At 52.6% G+C, this 20,942-nt stretch carries 17 protein-coding genes; 8 read left to right on the top strand and 9 right to left on the bottom strand.

Annotated features, from left to right (window positions below):
- Positions 1–8: 8 nt before the first annotated feature.
- The 3 genes from C3F13_17160 to C3F13_17150 all read left to right on the top strand — a co-directional run bounded on the left by C3F13_17160 (position 9) and on the right by C3F13_17150 (position 2,964).
- Positions 9–668: a DNA-binding response regulator gene (locus C3F13_17160; protein PWB50196.1), complete on the top strand. Its 660-nt coding sequence runs from the start codon at positions 9–11 to the stop codon at positions 666–668.
- A gap of 185 nt (positions 669–853) precedes the next feature.
- Positions 854–1,198, top strand: a complete 345-nt coding sequence (locus tag C3F13_17155) for a hypothetical protein (GenBank protein ID PWB50195.1) — start codon at positions 854–856, stop codon at positions 1,196–1,198.
- Positions 1,199–1,380: 182 nt separating this feature from the next.
- Positions 1,381–2,964, top strand: coding sequence for a hypothetical protein (locus tag C3F13_17150; GenBank protein ID PWB50194.1), 1,584 nt, complete (start codon positions 1,381–1,383; stop codon positions 2,962–2,964).
- Positions 2,965–3,102: 138 nt separating this feature from the next.
- Here the strand turns inward: C3F13_17150 and C3F13_17145 are convergent, their stop codons facing one another.
- The gene (locus C3F13_17145) at positions 3,103–5,493 is read right to left on the bottom strand and encodes a hypothetical protein (GenBank protein ID PWB50193.1); all 2,391 of its coding nucleotides are present in this window, start codon (positions 5,491–5,493) and stop codon (positions 3,103–3,105) included.
- A gap of 60 nt (positions 5,494–5,553) precedes the next feature.
- Positions 5,554–5,901: a hypothetical protein gene (locus C3F13_17140; GenBank protein PWB50192.1), complete on the bottom strand. Its 348-nt coding sequence runs from the start codon at positions 5,899–5,901 to the stop codon at positions 5,554–5,556.
- Positions 5,902–6,092: 191 nt separating this feature from the next.
- Between C3F13_17140 and C3F13_17135 the strand changes: the two genes are divergently transcribed.
- Complete coding sequence (locus tag C3F13_17135; protein PWB50191.1) at positions 6,093–6,698, top strand: hypothetical protein; 606 nt, start codon at positions 6,093–6,095, stop codon at positions 6,696–6,698.
- 18 nt (positions 6,699–6,716) lie between these two features.
- Here C3F13_17135 and C3F13_17130 read toward each other — a convergent pair whose 3' ends face one another.
- Genes C3F13_17130 through C3F13_17120 form a run of 3 tightly spaced genes read right to left on the bottom strand, consistent with a single transcriptional unit; the run spans position 6,717 to position 9,116 of the window.
- On the bottom strand, positions 6,717–7,514 hold the full coding sequence (locus C3F13_17130; GenBank protein PWB50190.1) for a hypothetical protein: 798 nt from the start codon (positions 7,512–7,514) through the stop codon (positions 6,717–6,719).
- Positions 7,515–7,536: 22 nt separating this feature from the next.
- Entirely contained in the window at positions 7,537–8,154 is a 618-nt protein-coding gene (locus C3F13_17125; protein PWB50189.1) for a hypothetical protein, read from the bottom strand.
- Positions 8,151–9,116: an epimerase gene (locus C3F13_17120; GenBank protein PWB50307.1), complete on the bottom strand. Its 966-nt coding sequence runs from the start codon at positions 9,114–9,116 to the stop codon at positions 8,151–8,153. Before C3F13_17120 ends, C3F13_17125 begins: the two co-directional genes overlap by 4 nt.
- A 47-nt stretch (positions 9,117–9,163) precedes the next feature.
- On the opposite strand from C3F13_17120, the gene C3F13_17115 reads away from it, so the two are divergent.
- Positions 9,164–10,456 carry a hypothetical protein gene (locus tag C3F13_17115; protein ID PWB50188.1) on the top strand — a complete coding sequence of 431 codons (1,293 nt, stop codon included), beginning with the start codon at positions 9,164–9,166 and terminating at the stop codon, positions 10,454–10,456.
- A 7-nt stretch (positions 10,457–10,463) separates the two neighbouring features.
- On the opposite strand, the gene C3F13_17110 is transcribed toward C3F13_17115, so the two are convergent.
- Positions 10,464–10,724: a stage V sporulation protein S gene (locus tag C3F13_17110; protein ID PWB50187.1), complete on the bottom strand. Its 261-nt coding sequence runs from the start codon at positions 10,722–10,724 to the stop codon at positions 10,464–10,466.
- Between the two features lie 156 nt (positions 10,725–10,880).
- Between C3F13_17110 and C3F13_17105 the strand changes: the two genes are divergently transcribed.
- Both C3F13_17105 and C3F13_17100 read left to right on the top strand, forming a co-directional pair.
- Positions 10,881–11,237, top strand: coding sequence for a hypothetical protein (locus C3F13_17105; protein ID PWB50186.1), 357 nt, complete (start codon positions 10,881–10,883; stop codon positions 11,235–11,237).
- Positions 11,234–12,049, top strand: coding sequence for a hypothetical protein (locus C3F13_17100; protein ID PWB50185.1), 816 nt, complete (start codon positions 11,234–11,236; stop codon positions 12,047–12,049). Before C3F13_17105 ends, C3F13_17100 begins: the two co-directional genes overlap by 4 nt.
- Positions 12,050–12,439: 390 nt before the next feature.
- On the opposite strand, the gene C3F13_17095 is transcribed toward C3F13_17100, so the two are convergent.
- A complete protein-coding gene (locus tag C3F13_17095) occupies positions 12,440–13,837 on the bottom strand; it encodes a hypothetical protein (protein ID PWB50184.1) in 1,398 nt (465 codons plus the stop codon).
- 11 nt (positions 13,838–13,848) lie between these two features.
- Positions 13,849–15,357, bottom strand: a complete 1,509-nt coding sequence (locus tag C3F13_17090) for a hypothetical protein (GenBank protein PWB50183.1) — start codon at positions 15,355–15,357, stop codon at positions 13,849–13,851.
- A 157-nt stretch (positions 15,358–15,514) separates the two neighbouring features.
- Here C3F13_17090 and C3F13_17085 point away from each other — a divergent pair, with 157 nt between their 5' ends.
- Positions 15,515–17,512, top strand: coding sequence for an ABC transporter ATP-binding protein (locus C3F13_17085; GenBank protein PWB50182.1), 1,998 nt, complete (start codon positions 15,515–15,517; stop codon positions 17,510–17,512).
- Positions 17,513–17,694: 182 nt separating this feature from the next.
- Here the strand turns inward: C3F13_17085 and C3F13_17080 are convergent, their stop codons facing one another.
- Positions 17,695–20,607: an excinuclease ABC subunit UvrA gene (locus C3F13_17080; protein PWB50181.1), complete on the bottom strand. Its 2,913-nt coding sequence runs from the start codon at positions 20,605–20,607 to the stop codon at positions 17,695–17,697.
- Between the last annotated feature and the right edge of the window lie 335 nt (positions 20,608–20,942).

Here is a 20,942-nt window from a genome sequence, read left to right as displayed (position 1 = left end):
GAGATGCTATGAGAATCTTACTTGCCGACGATCACCCGCTTTTCTTAGACGGGTTGAAGAACCTGCTCACCCGGCATGGGGAGCAGGTGGTGGGGACGGCGCGGGATGGATTGGAAGCGATCGAAAAGGCGCGCAACTTGCAGCCGGATGTGATCCTGATGGACATCCAGATGCCGCGCTGCGACGGTTTAGCCGCCACCCGGCTGATCAAAACCGAGCTGCCTGAGATCAAAATCGTGATGCTGACCATGTCAAGTGACGACGATGACCTGTTTGAGGCCATCAAAAGCGGCGCGTGTGGCTACTTGCTCAAGACGCAAGACACCGAACAATTTTTCATCCAATTACAGGAGCTTGAGCGAGGGGAAGTGCCATTATCGCACGGACTTGCCACCCGCATCCTGCAGCTGCTAAGCCATCCACCCCTTGAGCGTCAGACTGGCACAGGCGATGTAAATGAAACGGGACAGGCCGATGAGATTCTCACCGACCGCGAGCAGGAAGTCCTTGTCCTGGTCGCCCAGGGACTGACGTATAAACAGGCCGGGGCTGCCCTGAGCCTAAGCGAGCGCACGATCAAGTATCACATGGGGGAGATCATCGCCCGGCTGCAACTGGAAAACCGGGCCCAGGTGATCGAATACGCCAGGAAGTCGGGTTTGGCGTAAGAAATACCATTTACAGACAATAAGTACAGGGCAAAGTACAGTCTCCTACTCCGGGAGACTGTACTTTTTTTGTACTTTGACTGTCCTCTACGGACATGGTGAAACAGGGGGCGATGTGTGAAGATAGGATTGCCGGGAAAATTAAAGCCGGCTGACCTGGAAAAAAAACAGATTGGATGATGCCCATGCAAACGGTTTTGCTTTATGGAAATTCGCTGACGGTCTCCACCATCGGAGCCAGCCTGCAAGCCTGCCCTGACCTGCAGGTGCTCTCCCTCGACCCGACCCGGCCCAATGTAATCTGGCGTCAGGAGGAGCTTCAACCGGGGATCGTCATTTTCGATCTGGCGACAGCTTATCCCAATTTTGCCATTGATTTGTGGAGGGCACACCCTGGCATGTTGCTGATTGGTGTGGATCCCTCCAGCGATGAAATGCTGGTCCTGTCTGACCGTCCGCAGCCTGCATTGAGCGTGCAGGACCTGGTCAACGTGATCCGTGATCATTCGCAATCTGATCCAGGAGACTAGTGATACAAAAGACAGGATTCTATTATGAAGCGCTAAGGGTAACGGGCTGAACTGCCAGCCATATGCGACAGTGGATCTTGCTTGAGCGATTGCTCAGCAGGCCACGTCCAGGTCAGAAATATCATTAGGAATGTCATATGCAGAAAAAACCGCTCCAACTCATTTCACTAGGAGGTGAAACTATGAAAGGCAAAGTATTCAAATCAATCGTGCTGATCGTATTTATCACGCTGGTGTTCGCCGGAGGGGCGAATGCCTTTGGTGTGAATGATATATCGATCCCGCCGGGACCTGAGACGTTGCTGCCCGATTACATTGGAGCGCCAGCGAAGGCGCATCCAACGGCAAACAACGGGGTGCCGCAAAATCCATTCCTGGCGCCGAATCCGTTTGCCCAAGGCCATAAGGATATCTGGATGAGCGATACCACCAATCTCGCCGGACCGCTTGGCAACAACCCGGTCACCCTGTCGACGACTCTGCCAAATACGCACGATAACTCGTGGCTGACTCCATGTGGCAATATTCTTTTCGACAGCCATGGCCGGATAATCGCGACTTGCTTTGGCAAGGACGAGGCGAGCGTTATCATGTTGGATCCGGATACGTTGGAGGTCCTGACCCACAAAGACCTAGATGTGGTTACGGGACCACCTGTTGGTGAAGGTGGCCAAGACTTTCCACCATCCATGTGGTCTATCTATGGCTACTTGGATGACCTCGATCAGATGCACATGGTTTCCGAAGGAAAGAAGATCATCACTTTAGGTGCGGCTGGTTCAGCTTCCAGCCCTGAGTTCGTAGAGGTCGGTAAAGGTTATGACCTATCGGAGCTCGTCGACCAGACCCAGGATAGTATCCGTGGGGTGATGGTGGACTTTCAAGGACGTTACTGGATCAACGTGGCGAAAGCAGCGACCGTCTACATGCTGAATCCCGCGACATATCACGGAATTGAAGACTTAAAGTCGATCAATCTCGGCGAAGGGGAGTTTATCAGAAACGGCTTCGCGCTCACAAAGGAAGGCGCTGCCTATATAGTAACCACAGAGGCCCTGTATCGGGTCGATGCCGGGGCAGATGACCAGCCGCGCATCGTTTGGAGACAGGAGTACGAAACCATCGACGAGGTCAGGCCGGGTCAGACCGAGAAAGGCTCTGGCACCACCCCGACGATCCTCGGCGAAGGCAAGTACGTTGCCATCACAGACAATGCGCCGCAGATGAACGTGGTCGTGTACCGAACCGAGCTTCAGAATGACCCGAACGATCAGGTAGTCTGCAAGATGCCAGTGTTCGAGTTCCCGGGAGGCGGCGTCGGAGCCAATTGGAACTCGCTCGTTGGGTCCCGCAATTCGATCATTATACAGAACACCGCCGATTACTATTGGGACTGGGCTAATTATGATGATGCTCATTTGGAGTTACCAAGCAAACCGGGCATCGAACGTGTCGACATCGACCCGAATGGGATGGGCTGCACCAAGGTCTGGGTTAACACGGAATCCGCCGGAGTCATGACTCTGGAGCTTTCAACGAAAACCGGGCTGATCTATACCCAGGACAGGAAATTCGACGCTGAAAATAATGTATACGTTTACTACTTCGTCGCGATTGACTTTCAAACCGGCGAAATGGTCTGGGAGAAAATGATGGGTACGGGCGACAAATTCGATTCCATCGGGATGTCCATATCCATTGGTCCAAACAAAGCCCTCTATGGATCGCCCCAGGCTGGGATCGTGATGCTTAAGGACACACCCTAACTGTCAATTCTGAATCTGGGGACCTGCGGGAAACCACTAGCAACACACAACAAGGGTCACCCTTTGGGAATTGGATGGCAGGCAAGTCAAACCAAATCCATAGGGTGACCCCTGAAGAACAATGAATATGCCCCAAAATTACTTTTTCTCCACCTGCACCCACATCTGCTTGCTATCGGTGGTGAGTTCGATCCAGCCATTTTGATCGGTGCGCAGCAAGTTATAGCCCTCCAGCACTTGAGTGGTTTCCAGCGACGGTAACCCGGTCTTATCTGCCGAGGCAACACTGAGTAGGGCAAGTTGGGGGTTGAGATAGGATATCAATTCGGGCGGGTTCAGGGGTGCATAACCCGACTCAGCCAGCAGCACAGCTGATATATTGCGCATCGTCGAGTCGTTTTGAAGAGTCTCCAGGATACCAAAATCCATTCCCATAGGAAGCAACATACGAAAATCATTCCATTCTAAGAGCAAGACGGCTCCTCGCTGATTCGTGTATAAAAATTTCAAAGAAGCACCTGAGCCGAGATCAAGGAACTGCCCGGAATGCATCATACTGACCGGGATTGATGATGAAGCAATTGTTTCCTGTAACTGGGTAGCAGAACGTGTTCCAGAAGTATTTCCTGCCCATAGGACATTAATGGGTTTGAAGCGTTCCAGATTACCAGGGATACCTGCAAGATCTTCATTGTCAATATCTGCCACCACCAGCCAATCCAAAGCACGGTTGAAGAGCGGCAGGCGCCTGCCCAGACTATCGGAGAGCGAAATTGTGCTGGAACCACCATTGACAAGGGCATATCGCCCGGAAGGTGATCGAATTAGCACAGCATCACCGGTACCGACATCCAAAACAGTTACGTGCAGCAGATTGTCTGGAGCATAAAAAGCAGCCTTCCAGGCAAAAACCGTCACCACACCTAAGGCTGCGAGTGGAATTACAGGTGTCAGGCGCTTGACCAAGGGCATAAATCGAGTGTGGAAAAAAGTGATTGCAAATAGTACGACATAGAAGGCCAATATGAGAGGTAAAGCCACCTGGCCAAGTGGAACGGAACCATGGGGGACTGCAGACAGCCATTCCACTATTCGAATTGTATAGGAAACGAAAGGCCAGGTTGCCCAGGCAAGCAATTGACCGAGCGGGTGTAAGACCAACCCGGTGAGGACAGACAAGCCTCCAAGCACCATTAATAGGGGTTGGACTGGGAGGATGAGTGGGTTGGCTACCAGGGAAGTCAGGGAGATACGTTTGAAATAGAATGCCATCAGCGGTAGGGTGGTGAGCTGAGCAGCCAGGGTTAGCAGGAAATACGCGCTTACCGGGCCAGCCATCCGCCTGGCGATCGTTTGTGACGTGGTTCGCTCTGCAAGGCTGGAAAACGATCGCGATAAGGGGTCAGCATAGAGAATGATCCCAAGGGTCGCAGCAAAAGAGAGCTGGAAACTGATATCCCAGAGAATAGTCGGGGTTATTAATGCCAGGAAAGCGGCCGCAAATGCCAGGCTGTTCAGTCCAGACTGACGGCGGCCGAGTTGGTGACCTAGCAGGGTAAGTAAGCCCAGGAAGGCAGCCCGTAACACCGCTGGATTGGCACCCACGAATATGGTATAGGCGATAATCCCGATCGCAGCAACGATAGCTCCCCTGCGTTTGCCTAATATGTAGCTGAATAAAAATGTAAATACTAAGGCGATAATGGTGATATTGAAACCAGAGATGACGATAATATGGCTCGTGCCGGTCAGCCTGAAGGCCTCCTGAACGTCTGGGGGTATCCCGGATTGGACCCCGAGCAAGATTCCAGCAACCAGAGATGATTCGGGGTCGGGATAAAGTGAGTACACCAGATTGATAGCGTGCTGCCTCAGCGCATACAGGCTGGCATAGAAGGGATTTCCGTGACCATGCGCGAGCACGGTCACAACAGGATAAGCGATGAAGCTATATATGCCATGGTTGGCGAGATAATCGCGATAGGAGAAATCCTCATTTTCCGGAGGGGTCACCAGGTGGCCTTGCAGGCGAATGCGATCACCGTAAGCAATGGGCTCACTCATGGATACCCGAGCGAGAAGGGAGCCGTGAACTCTGGCCATCAACCCTGTTGCTGATGCCTGCATCGGGTCAGTAATCTGTTCGGTCTTTATCCGCAGATTGGTATAAGAATCGCGGACATCGGGTAAGTCAACGATCACACCCTCTAGAGACAATTCGGAGGATTGGTCGTTGTAGTAGGCAATAAACGACGGATTTAGCCTGGGTTGTGCAAGCTGGTACCGTAGGCCTCCCATCGCAAGGAAAAATATTAGAAGGGGGTAAAAAGTAGCTGGGGTAAGCCGGTTGGATAGGTTAATACGATTGTAAAGAGATGGAAGATAGCCGACTATACGGCGGTGGAAAATAGGGAGAATCATTAATAAAGCCAGTACAGCTAACCCAACGAATGCCAGTACCGGCAAGCTGAACTTTTGTGCCAGCAGGATACCAGTCAGGAAAGCTAATGAAAGCCAGAGTAGTGGCATATAACTTCTTCAGATTTATGTATGGTTGATTATGAAAATAACAATAATAATAATGACAGGTTACGATTCTTCCATTTCCAGGTGGAAGCGGTGCAGGAAACGATGGTAGAGCGGGGCAAAAATTACTCCGACCACTACAAGGAAGATGATCCCGGAGTAAAGCGCGTAAAAGGATGCGAAAAGTTTACCACCGTAGGTGTGCAACTCATTCACAGGTCCCATGCCTCCTAAAAGCATGGCCGCGTTGACCAGAGAATCGATCCAGGGAAGTTGCTCCAGGGAATGGTATCCTAACATGCCCAGGAATAACGACCCGGCGATGATTAAAAATGCGACAAGCAAATAGATCAGCTGACGGATGAGGAATTGGCGAGGTGAAAGCAGGGGTTGGGTCCGGTGTTCGAACATCCTTACTACCTCCTGTCGGGGTTTTGGGGAGGGTTCCACAAATAAGTATAGCACAGCCTCAGGATAGGCTGTCTCAGCAAAACCAGATTTATGAGCGCGAAACATGGTAGCAGCCAGGCATATCGTGACAGGAATTGAAATAAGTGCCATAATGGTATAGTGATTGCCATTAAGTTAGGCGGGAGAAGCTCATGGATGCTCAAGCCTGGATAAGCAGGCCGTTGCGGGCGGGAGTGAGACTGATCGAGTACCTCGTGCGGAAAAGCCTGCACGTGTTTGAGTTCACCGATGACCCAGAGTGCATCCTCCGCATCCAACTTTTATCAGCTCCACACAGCGTGGATGTTGGGAGGGTGAAGATATCTACGGGTGATGTCATCCTGGCTATCCATGCCTGGAATGAGCGTATGCCGAAGCTGCCGGTGGAGGGTCCAACCCTTGAATGGGGTGTCAGGCTACGGCGGCTGGTGATCCACTCTTTTGAAGCTGTGGCGAGAGAGATCCAGAAGGGGGGAAAATACTCGCAAGTTCGGGCAGTGTATGGTGAATCGACCATCTTCTCGTTCTCCGAGCATACAGGCGGTCTGCGTATGATCCAGCGTCTGGGTTTTACCATCCTCCCATACCACAGCCAAACAGGGAAATTTGGAGAGTTCTGGTCGAACCTGTTTTCATGGTGGCTGATGTGGGCATTTAATGATGCCAGCCTGCGTAGCAGGAACTTCTGGAAGATGGAACGTACCGAAGCCTGGTACATGGTGGATGATTTTGTCAAACGCTTTGGGAAGAAGCCCTGATCCTGGCTTTGAAACAAATTAAGTCATACGGGTCGTGATGAACCGGTAGGTCAGGTACCCGGTAGCCATTGATCCCAGTAGGGAAATCAGGGTGGCCCACCCCAGGCCTATGCTTGGATATAGTGCCCTGACCATGATTTCATAAATCGGCACATTAATCAGGCCGCTGACCAACATGGATTTACCAACCGAACGGGAAAAATCCCCCCCACCTGTTCTGGCAGTGATGACCAGGGTGGATAAAAACATAGCGGGAAAAGAGCCAAAAATTCCGCCGAGCAATGGCCCACCCAATTTGCCCATGATGACGGCCAGGGAAATCACGCTCCCACCGAATAATGCTCGCCACACGAGCTGGGATGGTTGGTAGGAAATGGTCTGCTTACCCTGTGAGGATATTCTCATCCACCGCTCCACTGCCAGATAGCTGAAAGCTAGAAGGATTAGCCATCCAGCCAAGGAGACCAGGAAGGATTGGAGATCAAGCAGGTACAGGATAGTCGCATTGATGAACCAGACGAGCAGTGAGGTAATCAGAGCTGCGCTCAATCCGCGGCGTATGATCAGGATGAACACGAGCACAAACAATCCATTCAGCCCCTGCGCCAGTGGCATGCTTGTGGTCGCCTCGGCAGCTATGGCGGGAGATTGGGTGATGCCGATGAACAGCAGAGCAATCACCACAGTAGAGGGCAGCCCACCGATCAAGCCTCCAACTTTGCTTCCGAAACGCTCGGCACTCAGCGTGGTGAGGGTGACCCATAAGCTTCCAACTACAAAACTCAGGCTGATTTTCAACCAGAAAGATGCATCCATGATGGATTATTTAGCTGACTGATCAGGATTTGGGCTGTGAGCGATGGAACATCAACCCAGGAATAAGCATTGGGGTGCGTTGGCGGTATTCACGATAAGACTCCCCAAACTCCTGGATCAGCTTACGCTCCTCGAAATAAATCCCGATGAAAATATAAGCAGATAAACCGATGATCAAGGCGAGCAGGTTCCAGGTCATGATCGGGATCAGCCAGATGAAAACCAATCCGGCAGTATACAGTGGATGGCGGACGTAACGATAAAACCCATCCGTGACCAGCCTGGGTGGAGTGGTATCCTCCGGCAGGAAAGCCTGCCTGAGGCCAAGGAAAGAAGTAATCCCGGTCTGGCGCAGACCAATTAACAAGGCAACGATGGCGATCAACTGGAGGGTACAGGTCAGGATCAGCCAGGGAAAGGGGATGAAATACAGCTCTTCGTCTTCTAAGAGAATAGGAAGAAGCAGGATCGGTAATAGCGTAATAATGGCAATGAAGTTGTATGCCAGCCGGTATGAACGTTCAAAGGATGGCCCCATCCAATGACGCGCCCGGGCTTTTACCTGGATGGAAGCCAATAAGGTATGGAACAGCCCATATGCCAGAACCGCCAGCAGAATTAGCCAGAAGGAAAGCGTCATGGATTGCTGGTCGGCATTTGAAGAGGCCGGGTAGCATCTTTTCGGAAGCGCAGATCCCGGTCTAAGGTCAATTTCAGTCCTTCCGCCAGCGAGAATGTCGGCTGGTAGCTCAGTCTCGAGCGTGCCAGGGTGAGATCGGCACACATGCGCGAAACGCCTGGATCGGTGCGCGGGTTATACACAATCTCAGCTTTCCCACCAGTTACCTGGATAACCAGGCTCGCCAGGTCGCGCACGCAGACTTCGGTTCCACTGCCAACATTGATGACCAGGTTATCCAGGTCGGGAGCAGTGGAGGCAGCCACCATGGCACTCACCACATCGTCCACATACACATAGTCACGGGTTTGGGTGCCATCACCGTGGATGATGATGGTGCCGCTGCGCATGGCTTGCTTTAGCATGAACGGGATAACGGGTGGATGGGCAGGAGGTAAATGCTGACCTTGCCCGTATGCGTTAAATACCCTCAAGCTGACGGTTTCAATCCCCCACAAATCACCAATCGAGCGCAGGTAATATTCGGCTGCCAGCTTGGAAACGGCATACGGTGAGCGGGGGTAAGGTGAGGCAGTTTCAGATAATGGCTGATCCCCTTGATCACCGTATACTGCACCGGATGAAATCAGTACAACCCGCCGGACACCCACGTCGCGCATGGCTTCCATCAAGCTGACCGTGCCGCCAACATTTACAGCATTGTATTCTCTCGGATAGAGGACCGATTCGGGCACAGATACCCGCGCGGCTAAGTGGTAGACGCAATCCACATCCTGCAGGAGCGTCCACAATTTTGGCCGGTCATTGACGTCACCGCGGGTGAACAACACCTCGGGGTGGAGCGCGTTTGGATCCCCCGTAGAAAGATCATCCAGACCTCGGACCTGGTGCCCCTCCCATGCCAGGCGGTTAGCCAGAGCTGATCCTAAAAAGCCCGCCGCTCCAGTGATGAGAAAATTCATCGAATTGATTATAGCATGGAGATTGGAATAGTTAATCAAAACTTAATTTGACATCCTGCTCAGCTAAGGTTATTATCGCGAGCGTGTCCTTTAAAGGTGCCTTCTGGCTGACAATTTTACTGCTCATGATGGCTGTCATGTTGGGGGCGAGCAGCGTTCCTATTGCTGACCCGCTTGAGCAGGTGCGAACCCTTACCAGGCCCATTGAGTTTGACTATGTCTCCTGGACCCTGGAAGCACTGGGGTTAAAACTTGGGCAGGCTGCTTTGGATACCGCGAGTTACGTATCGGAGCAGGAGCGATCGCAAACCGTGCTGGAGGCATTGGAATTAATCCGGCGAATTAATGCTCTGGATGCCCAGATTTATCAGATTTATAGCGATCCTACGATCAGCAACCCAGACGAAGCCAGCCAAGCCTTGAGGGACCAAGGAGAAAAGCTGCAAGACCAAAGAGAGCAAATTGAACCAGTGGCGGAGGCCATCCTGCAAGATCAGATTGGAGAAATCGCCGCACAGGCTGGCTTGACTCTCGGAGGTCAGGCCTTTCCACCAGTCTTATATCACACCACGCCACCGCCTGATGCATTGATCATCTCTCCACGAGATGTTATCCGACAGGATGAGAATATTTCGATCTCCCCAGACATTAGTGTGGACCAAATGGAAGAGCTGGAAGGCAAAGTGGATAAGGCACTCGATGTATCCTCCCTGGTGGTTGGGATCGGAGGCATCGGTTTATACCCTACAATGGTCATGGAAACGACGGATATCAACAATCTGGCTGAAGTCATTGCCCACGAATGGGTACATAATTACCTGACCATCCGCCCATTGGGCTTCAGTTATGCCAATAGTCCGGAGCTGCGGATCATGAATGAAACCGTAGCTGCTATTGCTGGCAAGGAGTTGGGAAGGGCGGTGGTAAAAAAATATTACCCTCAATTTTTACCCCCTGAAACCCCTCCCCGGGCCGATTCTGCTACAAATACGCAACCAGCGACTCCTCCAGTGTTCGACTTCAATGCAGAAATGCACGCTACACGCGTGAAGGTGGACCAGTTACTGGCAGCCGGCAAGGTCAAAGAAGCTGAGACTTACATGGAGCAGCGTCGGGTGTTCTTTTGGGAGCATGGTTACCAAATCCGCAAGCTGAACCAGGCATATTTTGCTTTTTATGGTGCATATGCCGATCAGCCAGGGGGTGCCGCGGGTGCCGACCCGGTAGGCGCAGCCGTGCGTTTATTACGCCAAAAGAACTCTACCCTGGCGGACTTTATCAACCAGATCGCCTGGATGTGGAAATTCGATCAATTAACTAAGGCTGTGGGCACAAATTAGCAGCTCGTCAGCGTGGCTCCACCGTGAATTTTATGGCTGTGCGCACTTTGTCATCAATCTGAACATCCACGAATTCAGGAATGACAATGATGTCAATCCCGTCATTAGTCAAATAGCCACGAGCAAGAGCCATCGCCTTGACTGCCTGGTTTATTGCGCTTGCTCCGATTGCCTGGACTTCGGCATGTTTATGCTCACGGATTACCCCGGCAATTGCGCCAGCTACAGCGGAAGTGCGAGAGGTGCCTGAAACCTTGATTATATCCATGTTGGCTTCCCTCCTTTGGTCATTGGACGAGCACTAAGGTATCGGCAGTATATTAATTTGATTGTACAAGATTTTGAAGCCAAAGGCAAGCTACAATGGTAGAATTCCAGGTGATATTTTGTTATATTCATCTGTTTACCTAAGTTAAAGGAGCTTATGTCGCGCTGGACGAAATTCCTGCTGGTCTTGATCCTGGGCGCTGCCGCTGGATTATTTTACGGCTGGGTGGTGAATCCGGTCGAATACGTGGATATCGGACCCCAAAATCTTCGCTCGGATTACAAGACAGACTACACCTTGATGGTGGCAGAGTCATACCAGGTGGACCATGTACTTGGCTTGGCTGTCCGGAGGTTGGCAGATATTGGAAATTCAGCCCCGCAGGAGATCGTCACCGAAGCGTTGAATTATGCTTTGCAGCATGATTATGCTCCCCAAGATATGGCCCTATTACAATCTTTGGGGGATGATTTAGCTTCCTGGGATCCCAACCAAGAGGTTCCTACTCCGTGAAACACGACCGGCGCGGATCCTGGTACCTGCTCACCGGTGCGGTCTTGGGGATTGCATTGGGTCTATTCTACTCATGGATCATCAGCCCAGTTAAGTACATCGATGCACCTCCGTATGCCCTGCGAGCCGATTTTAAAGACGAATATCGCTTGCTGGTAGCTTCCGCCTTCCTCTATAGCAATGACCTGCTACGCGCACGAGATCGCCTGGTTCAGCTCAAAGATGAAGACCCGGTAGAGGCCTTGAAACGGCAGGCCCAACAGGCCTTGCAAGAAGGCCGTCCGGAAGCGGAAGGGCAGGTGTTGGAGTCCCTGGCGGAGGCACTAAGCCAGGAAATCTCGCCGACGCTTTCCAGCACAGGTGGTACCCCAATCTCAGCCGTACCCACCCTGGCCGAACCTGGAGAGCAGGCGCAAGCTCAGCAGCAGGCAGACGCTCGCATACAAGCCACGCAGGATAACCGGACTGCCCTTCCAGGTGCGTCTTTCGCTTTGCAAAACCTCCAGCTGGTTTGCAACCAGGATCAAAATGTGCCACTGATTCAGGTCGAGGTGAATGACGCTGCAGGACAACCAGTACCGGGGGTTGAGGTGGTGGTCAGTTGGGAAGGTGGTGAGGATCACTTCTACACCGGCCTGCAGCCCCAATTGGGGTTGGGGTATGGGGATTTTGGGATGACTCCGGGGGTGGTTTATTCCATCCAGGTGTCAGAAGGGGAACAGCCGGTGAACGATATAACCCCTGCCGAATGTGTTGCTGGAGATGACAGCCGATACTGGGGCTCCTGGTTTCTGATTTTTGTAGAGCCCTGAGATATATCATACTTTTCCTGCCGAGTTTTTATTACCAGAAAAGCTTCAGGAATTTACCACTCCCCCTGACATGTATATTGGAATTTTCCTCAATGCATACCCGGAAAATAATGGCATGCATGATTTTCGCAATAATCCTATTGGTACCGTTACTGGTTCAAACTGAGATGACAGGGCTAAGTAACGTCGCTAATGTTTCTCTATTTATTATCCTATACCAGCATAGAGCTTATCTCGATTAAAAATTGTGTGCTCATAGAATATCAATTTTCAATAATGGAATGATTTTAACGATGTCCTTGAAATATTTACCAACAGGTTGATCGAGGATAATTGAACTGCAAGCTATTAACTAAAACAAAAAGGGCGGAAATCTTCAGCCCATGGACTTTACGGCATAGGGTTGTTGCCCGCCCAGTCATCTCCGAGGATGACCAAGACATCCACAGGGCTGTTGGGATCATATTGCAGCGATATGCTGTATGGAGAAATCTTCATCAGATCCACCAGGTATTTGTCGGTATATGGGTTGCCTGTGTAGTCGATAATTTTGGTGTATTGGGTATATTCGGCGTTCTGGGTTGACACTACGTTAGCACCTTGGGATTGCAGATAGGCTTGCGTCTCCGAAGCCAGACCTTCGAAATAGGTGCCATTGGCAACAACGATGGTAGCGCCTTCAGCTTGCATATTTGCCAGGCTATCACCTGAGCTGAGTGCCGGGCTGGCCATGCTGGATGAGGCAAACACCTGGTCGCGGATCAGGCGAATCTGGTCTGGGACCGGGACAAGGATGTCCTGACTGCCGTCTGGCGATTTGGCAAAGCTGACCGCGTTGGGAGGGGCAATTGCGCCGCGTTGGATTCCCTCTGGGATAGGGATTTCCAAAGCCAGCCATCCAAGTTTAATCGCGTCATCCAAAGACAAATCGGTGTGGATGCCAGCTGCCAGCTGGCTGTACAGAGCAGGAATCTTGGAGGCTACCTGGGCTGGTCCAAGCTCAAAGATGCGGTCGCGAATAGCCAAGATCACCTGTTGCTGGCGTTGTGCCCGGTCGAAATCGCCTCCGTCGGTGTGCCTTGCCCGCGCATAAGCCAGGGCGGTAGGGCCATCTAGCAGGTAATTCCCGGGTTTCAAAAACACTGTATTCCCCTTACCTATCGGGTCGACACTGATCTCATTGTCCACTTTCACATTAATCCCACCCAGCTCATTGATAAACTGCTCGAATGCCGAGAAATCTATGATGGCATAGTAGTTGATCGGTACACCAAGCAGCTCCTCCACGGTATCCTTGGCCTGTTGTGGGCCGCCACCTGGCACTTCATACGCGATGCCCAGGGGGTAGGCAGTGTTGATCCGCCCATAATCAAACCCAGGGATATTTACCCACAGGTCGCGCGGGATATTCAGCATCCCAGCTGTCTTGGTCAATGGGTCAATGGTCAGGAGGATCATTGTATCCGTGCGGGGTGGGCCGTCAGCGGCTTCCCAATCGCGATAATCCAGACCCATCACCAGGACGGTCACCCGACTAGCGCCATCCCAAGGTTGGGGAGCTGGGCCATCCGATATGACGGTTGGAATTGCCGTAGGTGCCGGGGTGCCATCAATACTGGGTTGAGGTGTACTGGTTTGTTGGATCGCCAGGCCAGGAATATTGGCCACGTCAAAAGACAAGAAGAAATCCTTTGATTTATTAAAGGTAAAATAAGCCGCTATGACGGCGGCTATGACAAACAGGGCTAATAAACCTACTTTCAGTAGGGTAGGGGTTTTCTCTTTCATTATTTACTTTCTCAAGGCATGGGATTATTGTCCGCCCAGTCCGTTCCCAGAAGGATGGCAATATCAGTCTGGCTATTGGGGTCGTAGCGGCTGTAGATGCTATTCGGTTGTATGTTTAAAAGCTCAACCAGGTACTGCACAGTATAAGGTTTACCGGTGTAATCGATGATCACCGTGCTGTCTGATTTTTCATCAGCATTACCGGTGTCCACCACGTTAATCCCCTGGTTTTTCAACCACTCACTGGTCTCGGAGGCTAATCCGGCAGTGGTGGTGGCATTAAGCACCGATACGGTAGCACTTTCTGCCTGGCGTAGCTCATCTGGGTTACTAATGTATACTGTTGCGACCGGTGCAACCCCGGATGTGCTGGAAAACACCTCATCACGTACGAGGCGTACCGCGTCCATGTCGGGGAGCAGGATATCCAGCCCATCGGGTGAGAAGGTCCGGCTGGTTTCATTCGGACCGAGAATGCCCTTCTTGATGTTCTCACGTGGGATTTGGACGGCGGTCCAGGCGAGAGAGATGATCTCTTTTAATGTCAAATTCGTGTGAATGCCGTAGCGTAAATTGTTATAGATCGTAGGTGAGTTGGTAATCAGCTTGGGCAGTGTTCCCAGGGAGGTGATCTTGTCAAATATGGCCAAAATCACCTGCTGCTGGCGGTCAGCACGATCAAAATCTGCGCCCCAGGTATCGCGATTGCGCGCATATGCCAGGGCGGTTGGCCCATCCAGGTGTTGCATTCCTGCTGGTAATGTCACGGTATTGCCCGGGCCGATTGGGTCGACGGTCAGCTCATACGGTACTTCCACATCGATGCCACCGATCTCATCGATGAAGTTCTCGAACGCAGAGAAATCAATCTGAGCGTAATAATTAATATCTACTCCCAGGAGGTCTTCCGCCGTCTGGACGGCTAGACCAGGGCCGCCTCCGGGAAGGTTATACAATTCGCCCAGGTAATATGCTGTATTTATCTTCCCATAATCAAAGCCAGGTACATTGACCCACAGGTCGCGTGGGATGGAGAGCATGCCAGCCGTGCGCGAGACCGGATCCATGGTGACCAACATCATTGTGTCTGTTCGTGAAGGACCTTGACCTTCCCAATCCCGGTAGTCGAGACCCATTACCAACATTGTCACCCGGTTGGCTCCATCCCACGGGATGGGAGTCGGTCCAGTTTCCGCTTGGAGAGGCGTATTTTCATTAACTGGAGGCTGATTATTATCCGGGGCTTCAGTGATCGACAATTCAGGTGGATTGGAGGAGCCATAGCTTTGCTCGGTTGCTCCGCGGACCACCGAATAGGTTAAATAGGCAGTGGCTGATAACGTGATGACGAAAATTATCAGCAAACCCCATAGAACTGGGTTCATCCTGAAGCGAGGCGAGGCTTGTGAGCGTTGGCGTGAACGCGAGGGTGTTTGTTGTGGCTGGTTTGGATCCATCGAAATCGGATTATAACATGTAGACGGTAATTGAGTGTGCGGGGTGATGAATTGTTGTGGCATAATTATAAATCCATAATGGCAGGCACTGCCATTCAAATAAAAGATACTTTATAGAGATTCGGGGTTGCACAATCGGTGCCACTGCCCGGGGTATGATAATGACGTTTTTATTGACCTTATGGTTCCTTGAGTACAGGCAAGCTTAATTGAAACATTTATGTCGCTAATCACCGCACATGACCTGACCAAATCCTTCGGAGCGCGGGATATCTTCTCGGGGATATCGCTCAGCATTCCCTATCACGCGCGCATCGCTATCATCGGCCCAAATGGGATTGGTAAAACCACGCTGCTGCGCATCCTGGCACAGGAGGAAGAGCCATCAAAAGGAGTTGTCAGCCAGGCGCGGGGTCTATCGATTGGCCACCTGGCACAGGAGGCAGGCCTGGAATCATCGCATACTCTATGGGAGGAAAGCCTTATACCCTTCCAGGGTTTAGGCGAGCAGGAGACAGAGCTTCAACGCCTGGAGCAAGCCATGGCTGATCCTGATGCGGCTGTGCGCCTGCTGGAGAAGTATGGCCGATTGCAGGTGGAGTTCGAGCACCAAGGTGGTTACACCTATATTCACCGTATCCAACAGGTGCTTTCAGGCCTGGGTTTCAGGCCAGATGAATACCAATCTCCTCTCTCAAGGCTTTCGGGGGGCGAGCGGACGCGTGCCTTGTTGGCACGCCTGTTGCTTTCTGAGCCCGACCTGCTGATCCTGGATGAACCCACCAACCACCTGGATATCGCTGCCGTTGAGTGGCTCGAAGGTTATCTGCGCCAGTGGGAAGGTGCTACTCTGATCGTCTCACATGACCGGTATTTCCTGGACCAGGTGGTCGACACCATCTGGGAGATGACGCGCTCGGGATTTGAAATCTACCACGGGAACTATTCCGCCTATGTGATGCAGCGGAGCGAGCGTTGGGAACGGCGGCGGGAGCTTTTTGAGTCAGAGAAGGAACGCCTCGATAAGGACCTGGATTACATCAAGAAAAATATTTCCGGGCAGAACGTGACCCAGGCGCGAGGCAGGCTACGCCGGCTGACACGCCGCATACAAGCCATTGAGCAGGTAGGATTGGAAGCTACCCTGAATACCAAATGGGGTGAGCTAAGCACCAGTGTGGATACCACCACGAGCATGCTGAGCCCTGAGGAAGCCGAGCGGCATATCAGGAGTTTACGCGAACCAGCCAATCGCCCACCCCAATTGCACCTGCACCTGCACACTAGTGAGCGCTCGGGTGATATTGTCCTGCGCACTTACGATCTGCAGATCGGTTATCCTGGCAAGACGCTGTTTTATGCCGGTGATATTGAGCTACGACGGCAACAATGCACAGCCTTGATCGGCCCGAATGGGGCTGGAAAGACCACATTCCTAAAAACCATCCTGGAAAAAGTGCCTCCAGTGGCGGGTGAAGTGGAGCTGGGCTCCAGCCTGAAGGTGGGTTACTTTGCCCAGGCCCATGAAGACCTGCACCCTGAGCTTACCCTGGTGGAGGAGATTGACCTGGTGGCACCCAAGATGCTACTGGCCGATATTCGTGATTACCTGGCAAAATTCCTGTTCACCGGCGAGGATGTGTTCAAGCAGGTGGAGGTGCTATCAGGTGGCGAGCGCGGCCGGTTGGCATTGGCTAAGCTGGCTCTCTCGGGCGCCAACCTGCTCTTGTTGGATGAGCCCACCAATCACCTGGACATCCCTTCCCAGGAAGTGCTGCAGGAAGTACTGGATGCTTTCCAAGGCACCATCCTGCTTGTCTCACATGACCGCTACCTGATTGATGCCCTGGCCACCCAGATCTGGGAGATCGATGAGGCAAAAGGCATTTTACGCACCTTCAAGGGCAGCTATAGCCAGTACCACCTGCAACTAGAAGCGGAACGCCTGGCACAGCAGGCAGCCAAAGAAAATGCTCCTGCTACAAGGGATGTGGAGCGGAAACCCTCATCTTCAGGGGACGAGCGGCGAAGAAAGAAACGCCTAGCGGAGGTGGAAGGGCGGATCGACCAGCTTGAAAACGACCTGGCAGATCTGGGCCGCAAGCTGGAAAACCCTCCCAGAGATGCTGCCAAGGTGCAAAAAATGGGGAACGAATATGTGCGCCTCCAGCAGGAACTGGATACGTTGATGAACGAGTGGGGAGAGTTGCACGGATGAGATGTCGCGTTGCGAATAAGGGCTTTATAAAAAAGAAGTTATTAGAGAAATAGCAGATTCCTTCAGGTTGGGAAGAGTACCCTGCCTTTCACCCAAATAAAGTGGAATTCCGCAATGACATATCCAATGATTGCTTGTGGAAGACTGCTTCGGAAAAGAGCGCCTCGTAGTGACAACATAAACTACACCCTGATGGGTTCCATCCCCTCTTCCTTGCATACGTACGGGCGCAGGAACTTGGCTGTGTAGGATGCTTCAACCTCACAGATCTCCTCCGGCGAGCCTTCGGCAATCAACTCACCGCCTGCATCGCCACCTTCAGGCCCCAGGTCGATGATGTGGTCAGCGACTTTGATGATATCCAGGTTATGCTCAATGATCAGCACACTGTTCCCAGCATCAACCAGGCGTTGCAGCACCTCGATCAGCTTATGCACATCGGCAGCATGCAAACCCACCGATGGCTCGTCCAGTACATACAGCGTCCGGCCGGTGGCACGCTTGGAGAGCTCGCGGGCCAGCTTGACACGCTGAGCTTCTCCGCCGGAAAGGGTTGGGGCAGGCTGGCCAATGCGAATATAACCCAGGCCCACATCCTGCAGGGTTTGCAAGCGCGACATCATATTGGGGAAAGCCTCGAACACCTCCAAGGCACGGTCCACGGTCAGGTCCAAAATGTCAGCGATGCTGAGGTTCTTATAGTGCACCTGCAGGGTCTCGCGGTTGAAGCGCGCCCCATGGCACACATCGCAGGGCACATACACATCCGGCAGGAACTGCATCTCGATGCGCAGCTGCCCCTGACCCTGGCAGGCTTCACAGCGCCCACCGTGCACATTGAACGAGAAGCGCCCTGGCTTATAGCCGCGCATCTTGCTCTCGGGCAGCTCGGCAAACAGGGTGCGGATCTGGTCGAACAGGCCGGTGTAGGTGCCGGGGTTGGAGCGCGGTGTGCGCCCGATGGGTGACTGGTCGATGTTGATCACCTTGTCTACCAACTCAATGCCGTCGATGCGCTCATACTCGCCAGGCTGGGTGTGGGCACCCTGTAATTTGGCTGCTAACGCCTTGTAGAGGATCTCAATCATCAGGGTTGATTTACCCGAGCCGGAGACCCCGGTAATGCACACAAATTTTCCCAGCGGGATATTAACCTTGATGTTCTTCAGGTTGTTCTCGCGCGCCCCCACAATGGTCAGCTTTCTGCCATTGCCGGTGCGGCGCTGGCGGGGGATATCTACCTGCAGGCGGCCGGAGAGGTATGCCCCAGTGAGAGAATCGGGATTGGCCAGGATCGCCTCCACAGGTCCCTCGGCGATCACCTTGCCTCCGTGCTCGCCTGCTCCTGGTCCCAGGTCCAGCACCCAGTCGGCTGAGAGAATGGTCTCCGAGTCATGCTCAACCACGATCACCGAGTTGCCCAGGTCGCGCAGACCCTTGAGAGTGCGCAACAGCCGGGTATTATCGCGCGGGTGTAGGCCGATGGATGGCTCGTCAAGCACGTAGAGCACGCCCATCAGGTGTGAGCCGATTTGGGTCGCCAGGCGGATGCGTTGGGCTTCACCACCCGAAAGCGAACCAGCAGTGCGGTTGAGGGTCAGGTAATCCAGCCCCACATCCACCAGGAAGCCCAGCCGTTCGGCAATTTCCTTCAGGATACGCTCAGCGATGGCCTGTTGGCGGGTGTTGAGCGGTGTGCTTTCCTCACATAGCCTCCTGACCCAATCCAGGGTGTGGAGGATCGGCCACTCGGTAACTTCCACAATGTTCCGATCATCCACGGTCACGGCGGTAGCTTCGCGGCGCAAGCGTTTGCCTCCACAGGTGGGGCAGGTGCGCATGCTCATGTATGCCCCGATCTTCTCGCGCATATAATCCGAGTTGGTCTCGTTGAAACGGCGCATCAGGTTGCTGATCACCCCCTCAAACTCGCGTTCGAAGTTGTAGGAGTGATTGTCGTCACGCCGGTAGGTGATGGGGATCTCCTTACCGTGTGTGCCGTACAGGACAATATCCAGCTTTTCCTTCGATAGTTCTCGCACAGGGGCATTCAGGTCGATATGGAAGTACCTGGCCGCCGCTTCCAGGCTTTGCCAGTAATACCCACCCTCCTCCTTGGGTCCGCTCCATTCGGGTAAGGCGATGGCACCCTCGGTGAGGGAGATATCCGGATCAGGGATGAGCAAGTCGGCGTTAATTTCCAACCTGCCGCCCAACCCCTGGCAATCGGGGCAGGCACCATGGGGCGTATTGAATGAAAAGGTGCGTGGCTCTATCTCCGGTAGGACGCTCCCATGCTCGGGGCAGGCCAGGTGTTCAGAGAAATACATGTCACGCGGCGAGTTGGCATCCGTGATGTCCTGAATAATCAGGTATCCATCGCCAAACTTCAAAGCTGTCTCGATCGAATCGGTCAGGCGGCTTACGAATAGTTTCTGCTCCTGCGGATCGGGGTCGTGATGCAATAATACCCGGTCAACCACGGCCTCGATGTTATGGATCTTATAGCGATCCATCTGGATGTCCTCTTCCAGCTGATGCACAGTACCATCCACGCGGGTGCGCACGAAGCCGGCTTTACGGATCTCTTCCAGCACTGCCTGATGAGTGCCCTTGCGACCTCGGACCAGCGGTGAGAGGATCAGCAAGCGGCTGGACTCAGGTAAACCTGCCACGACGTCGACGATTTCCTGGGCACTTTGCTTGCTCACCTCACGCCCGCACTCCGGGCAGTGGGGAATACCGACGCGTGCATATAGCAAGCGCAGGTAGTCGTACACTTCGGTTACCGTGCCCACCGTGGAGCGCGGGTTGTGCGAGACGCCTTTTTGGTCAATAGACACTGCCGGTGAAAGACCTTCGATATAGTCCACATCGGGTTTGTCCATCTGACCCAGGAACTGACGTGCATAGGCTGAGAGAGACTCGACATATCGCCGCTGTCCCTCGGCAAAGATGGTGTCGAAGGCCAGTGAGGATTTCCCGCTACCGGATAAGCCGGTGATGACCACCAGTTTATCGCGGGGAATCTCGACGGTGATGTTTTTTAAGTTGTGGACGCGGGCACCTACGACCCGGATGACATTTGCTGACATAATCCCTTATTGTCCCATTTTCTGATTGTTATAACCACTTACACGCTGAGGAAAATTATTTTCTCAAACGACCAACCAATAATTATAGCACATATGTTTTATTATATGAATGCAATAGCCACTGATTTTGTACTTCACAGCGAAGTAAATCGTACGAGGAGTGAAAAACCGTCCACAATTAAAAACACCAGGACATTAATGCTCTTGGATAGATCAGGCAAGGTCAGATTTAACCTTCAATGAGCAATTACCTTTGGCTGTAATTACTCACCATAAGCCTGGTATTGCAGGCTAATGATGGATAATCCCAAAGAGATCTGATTTGCACTTGCTTA

The sequence above is a fragment of the Anaerolineales bacterium genome, assembly GCA_003105035.1.
Classification (GTDB): domain Bacteria; phylum Chloroflexota; class Anaerolineae; order Anaerolineales; family UBA4823; genus FEB-25.
Note: the sequence above shows the minus strand (reverse complement) of the source record. Positions and strands in the feature narration are given on the sequence as shown.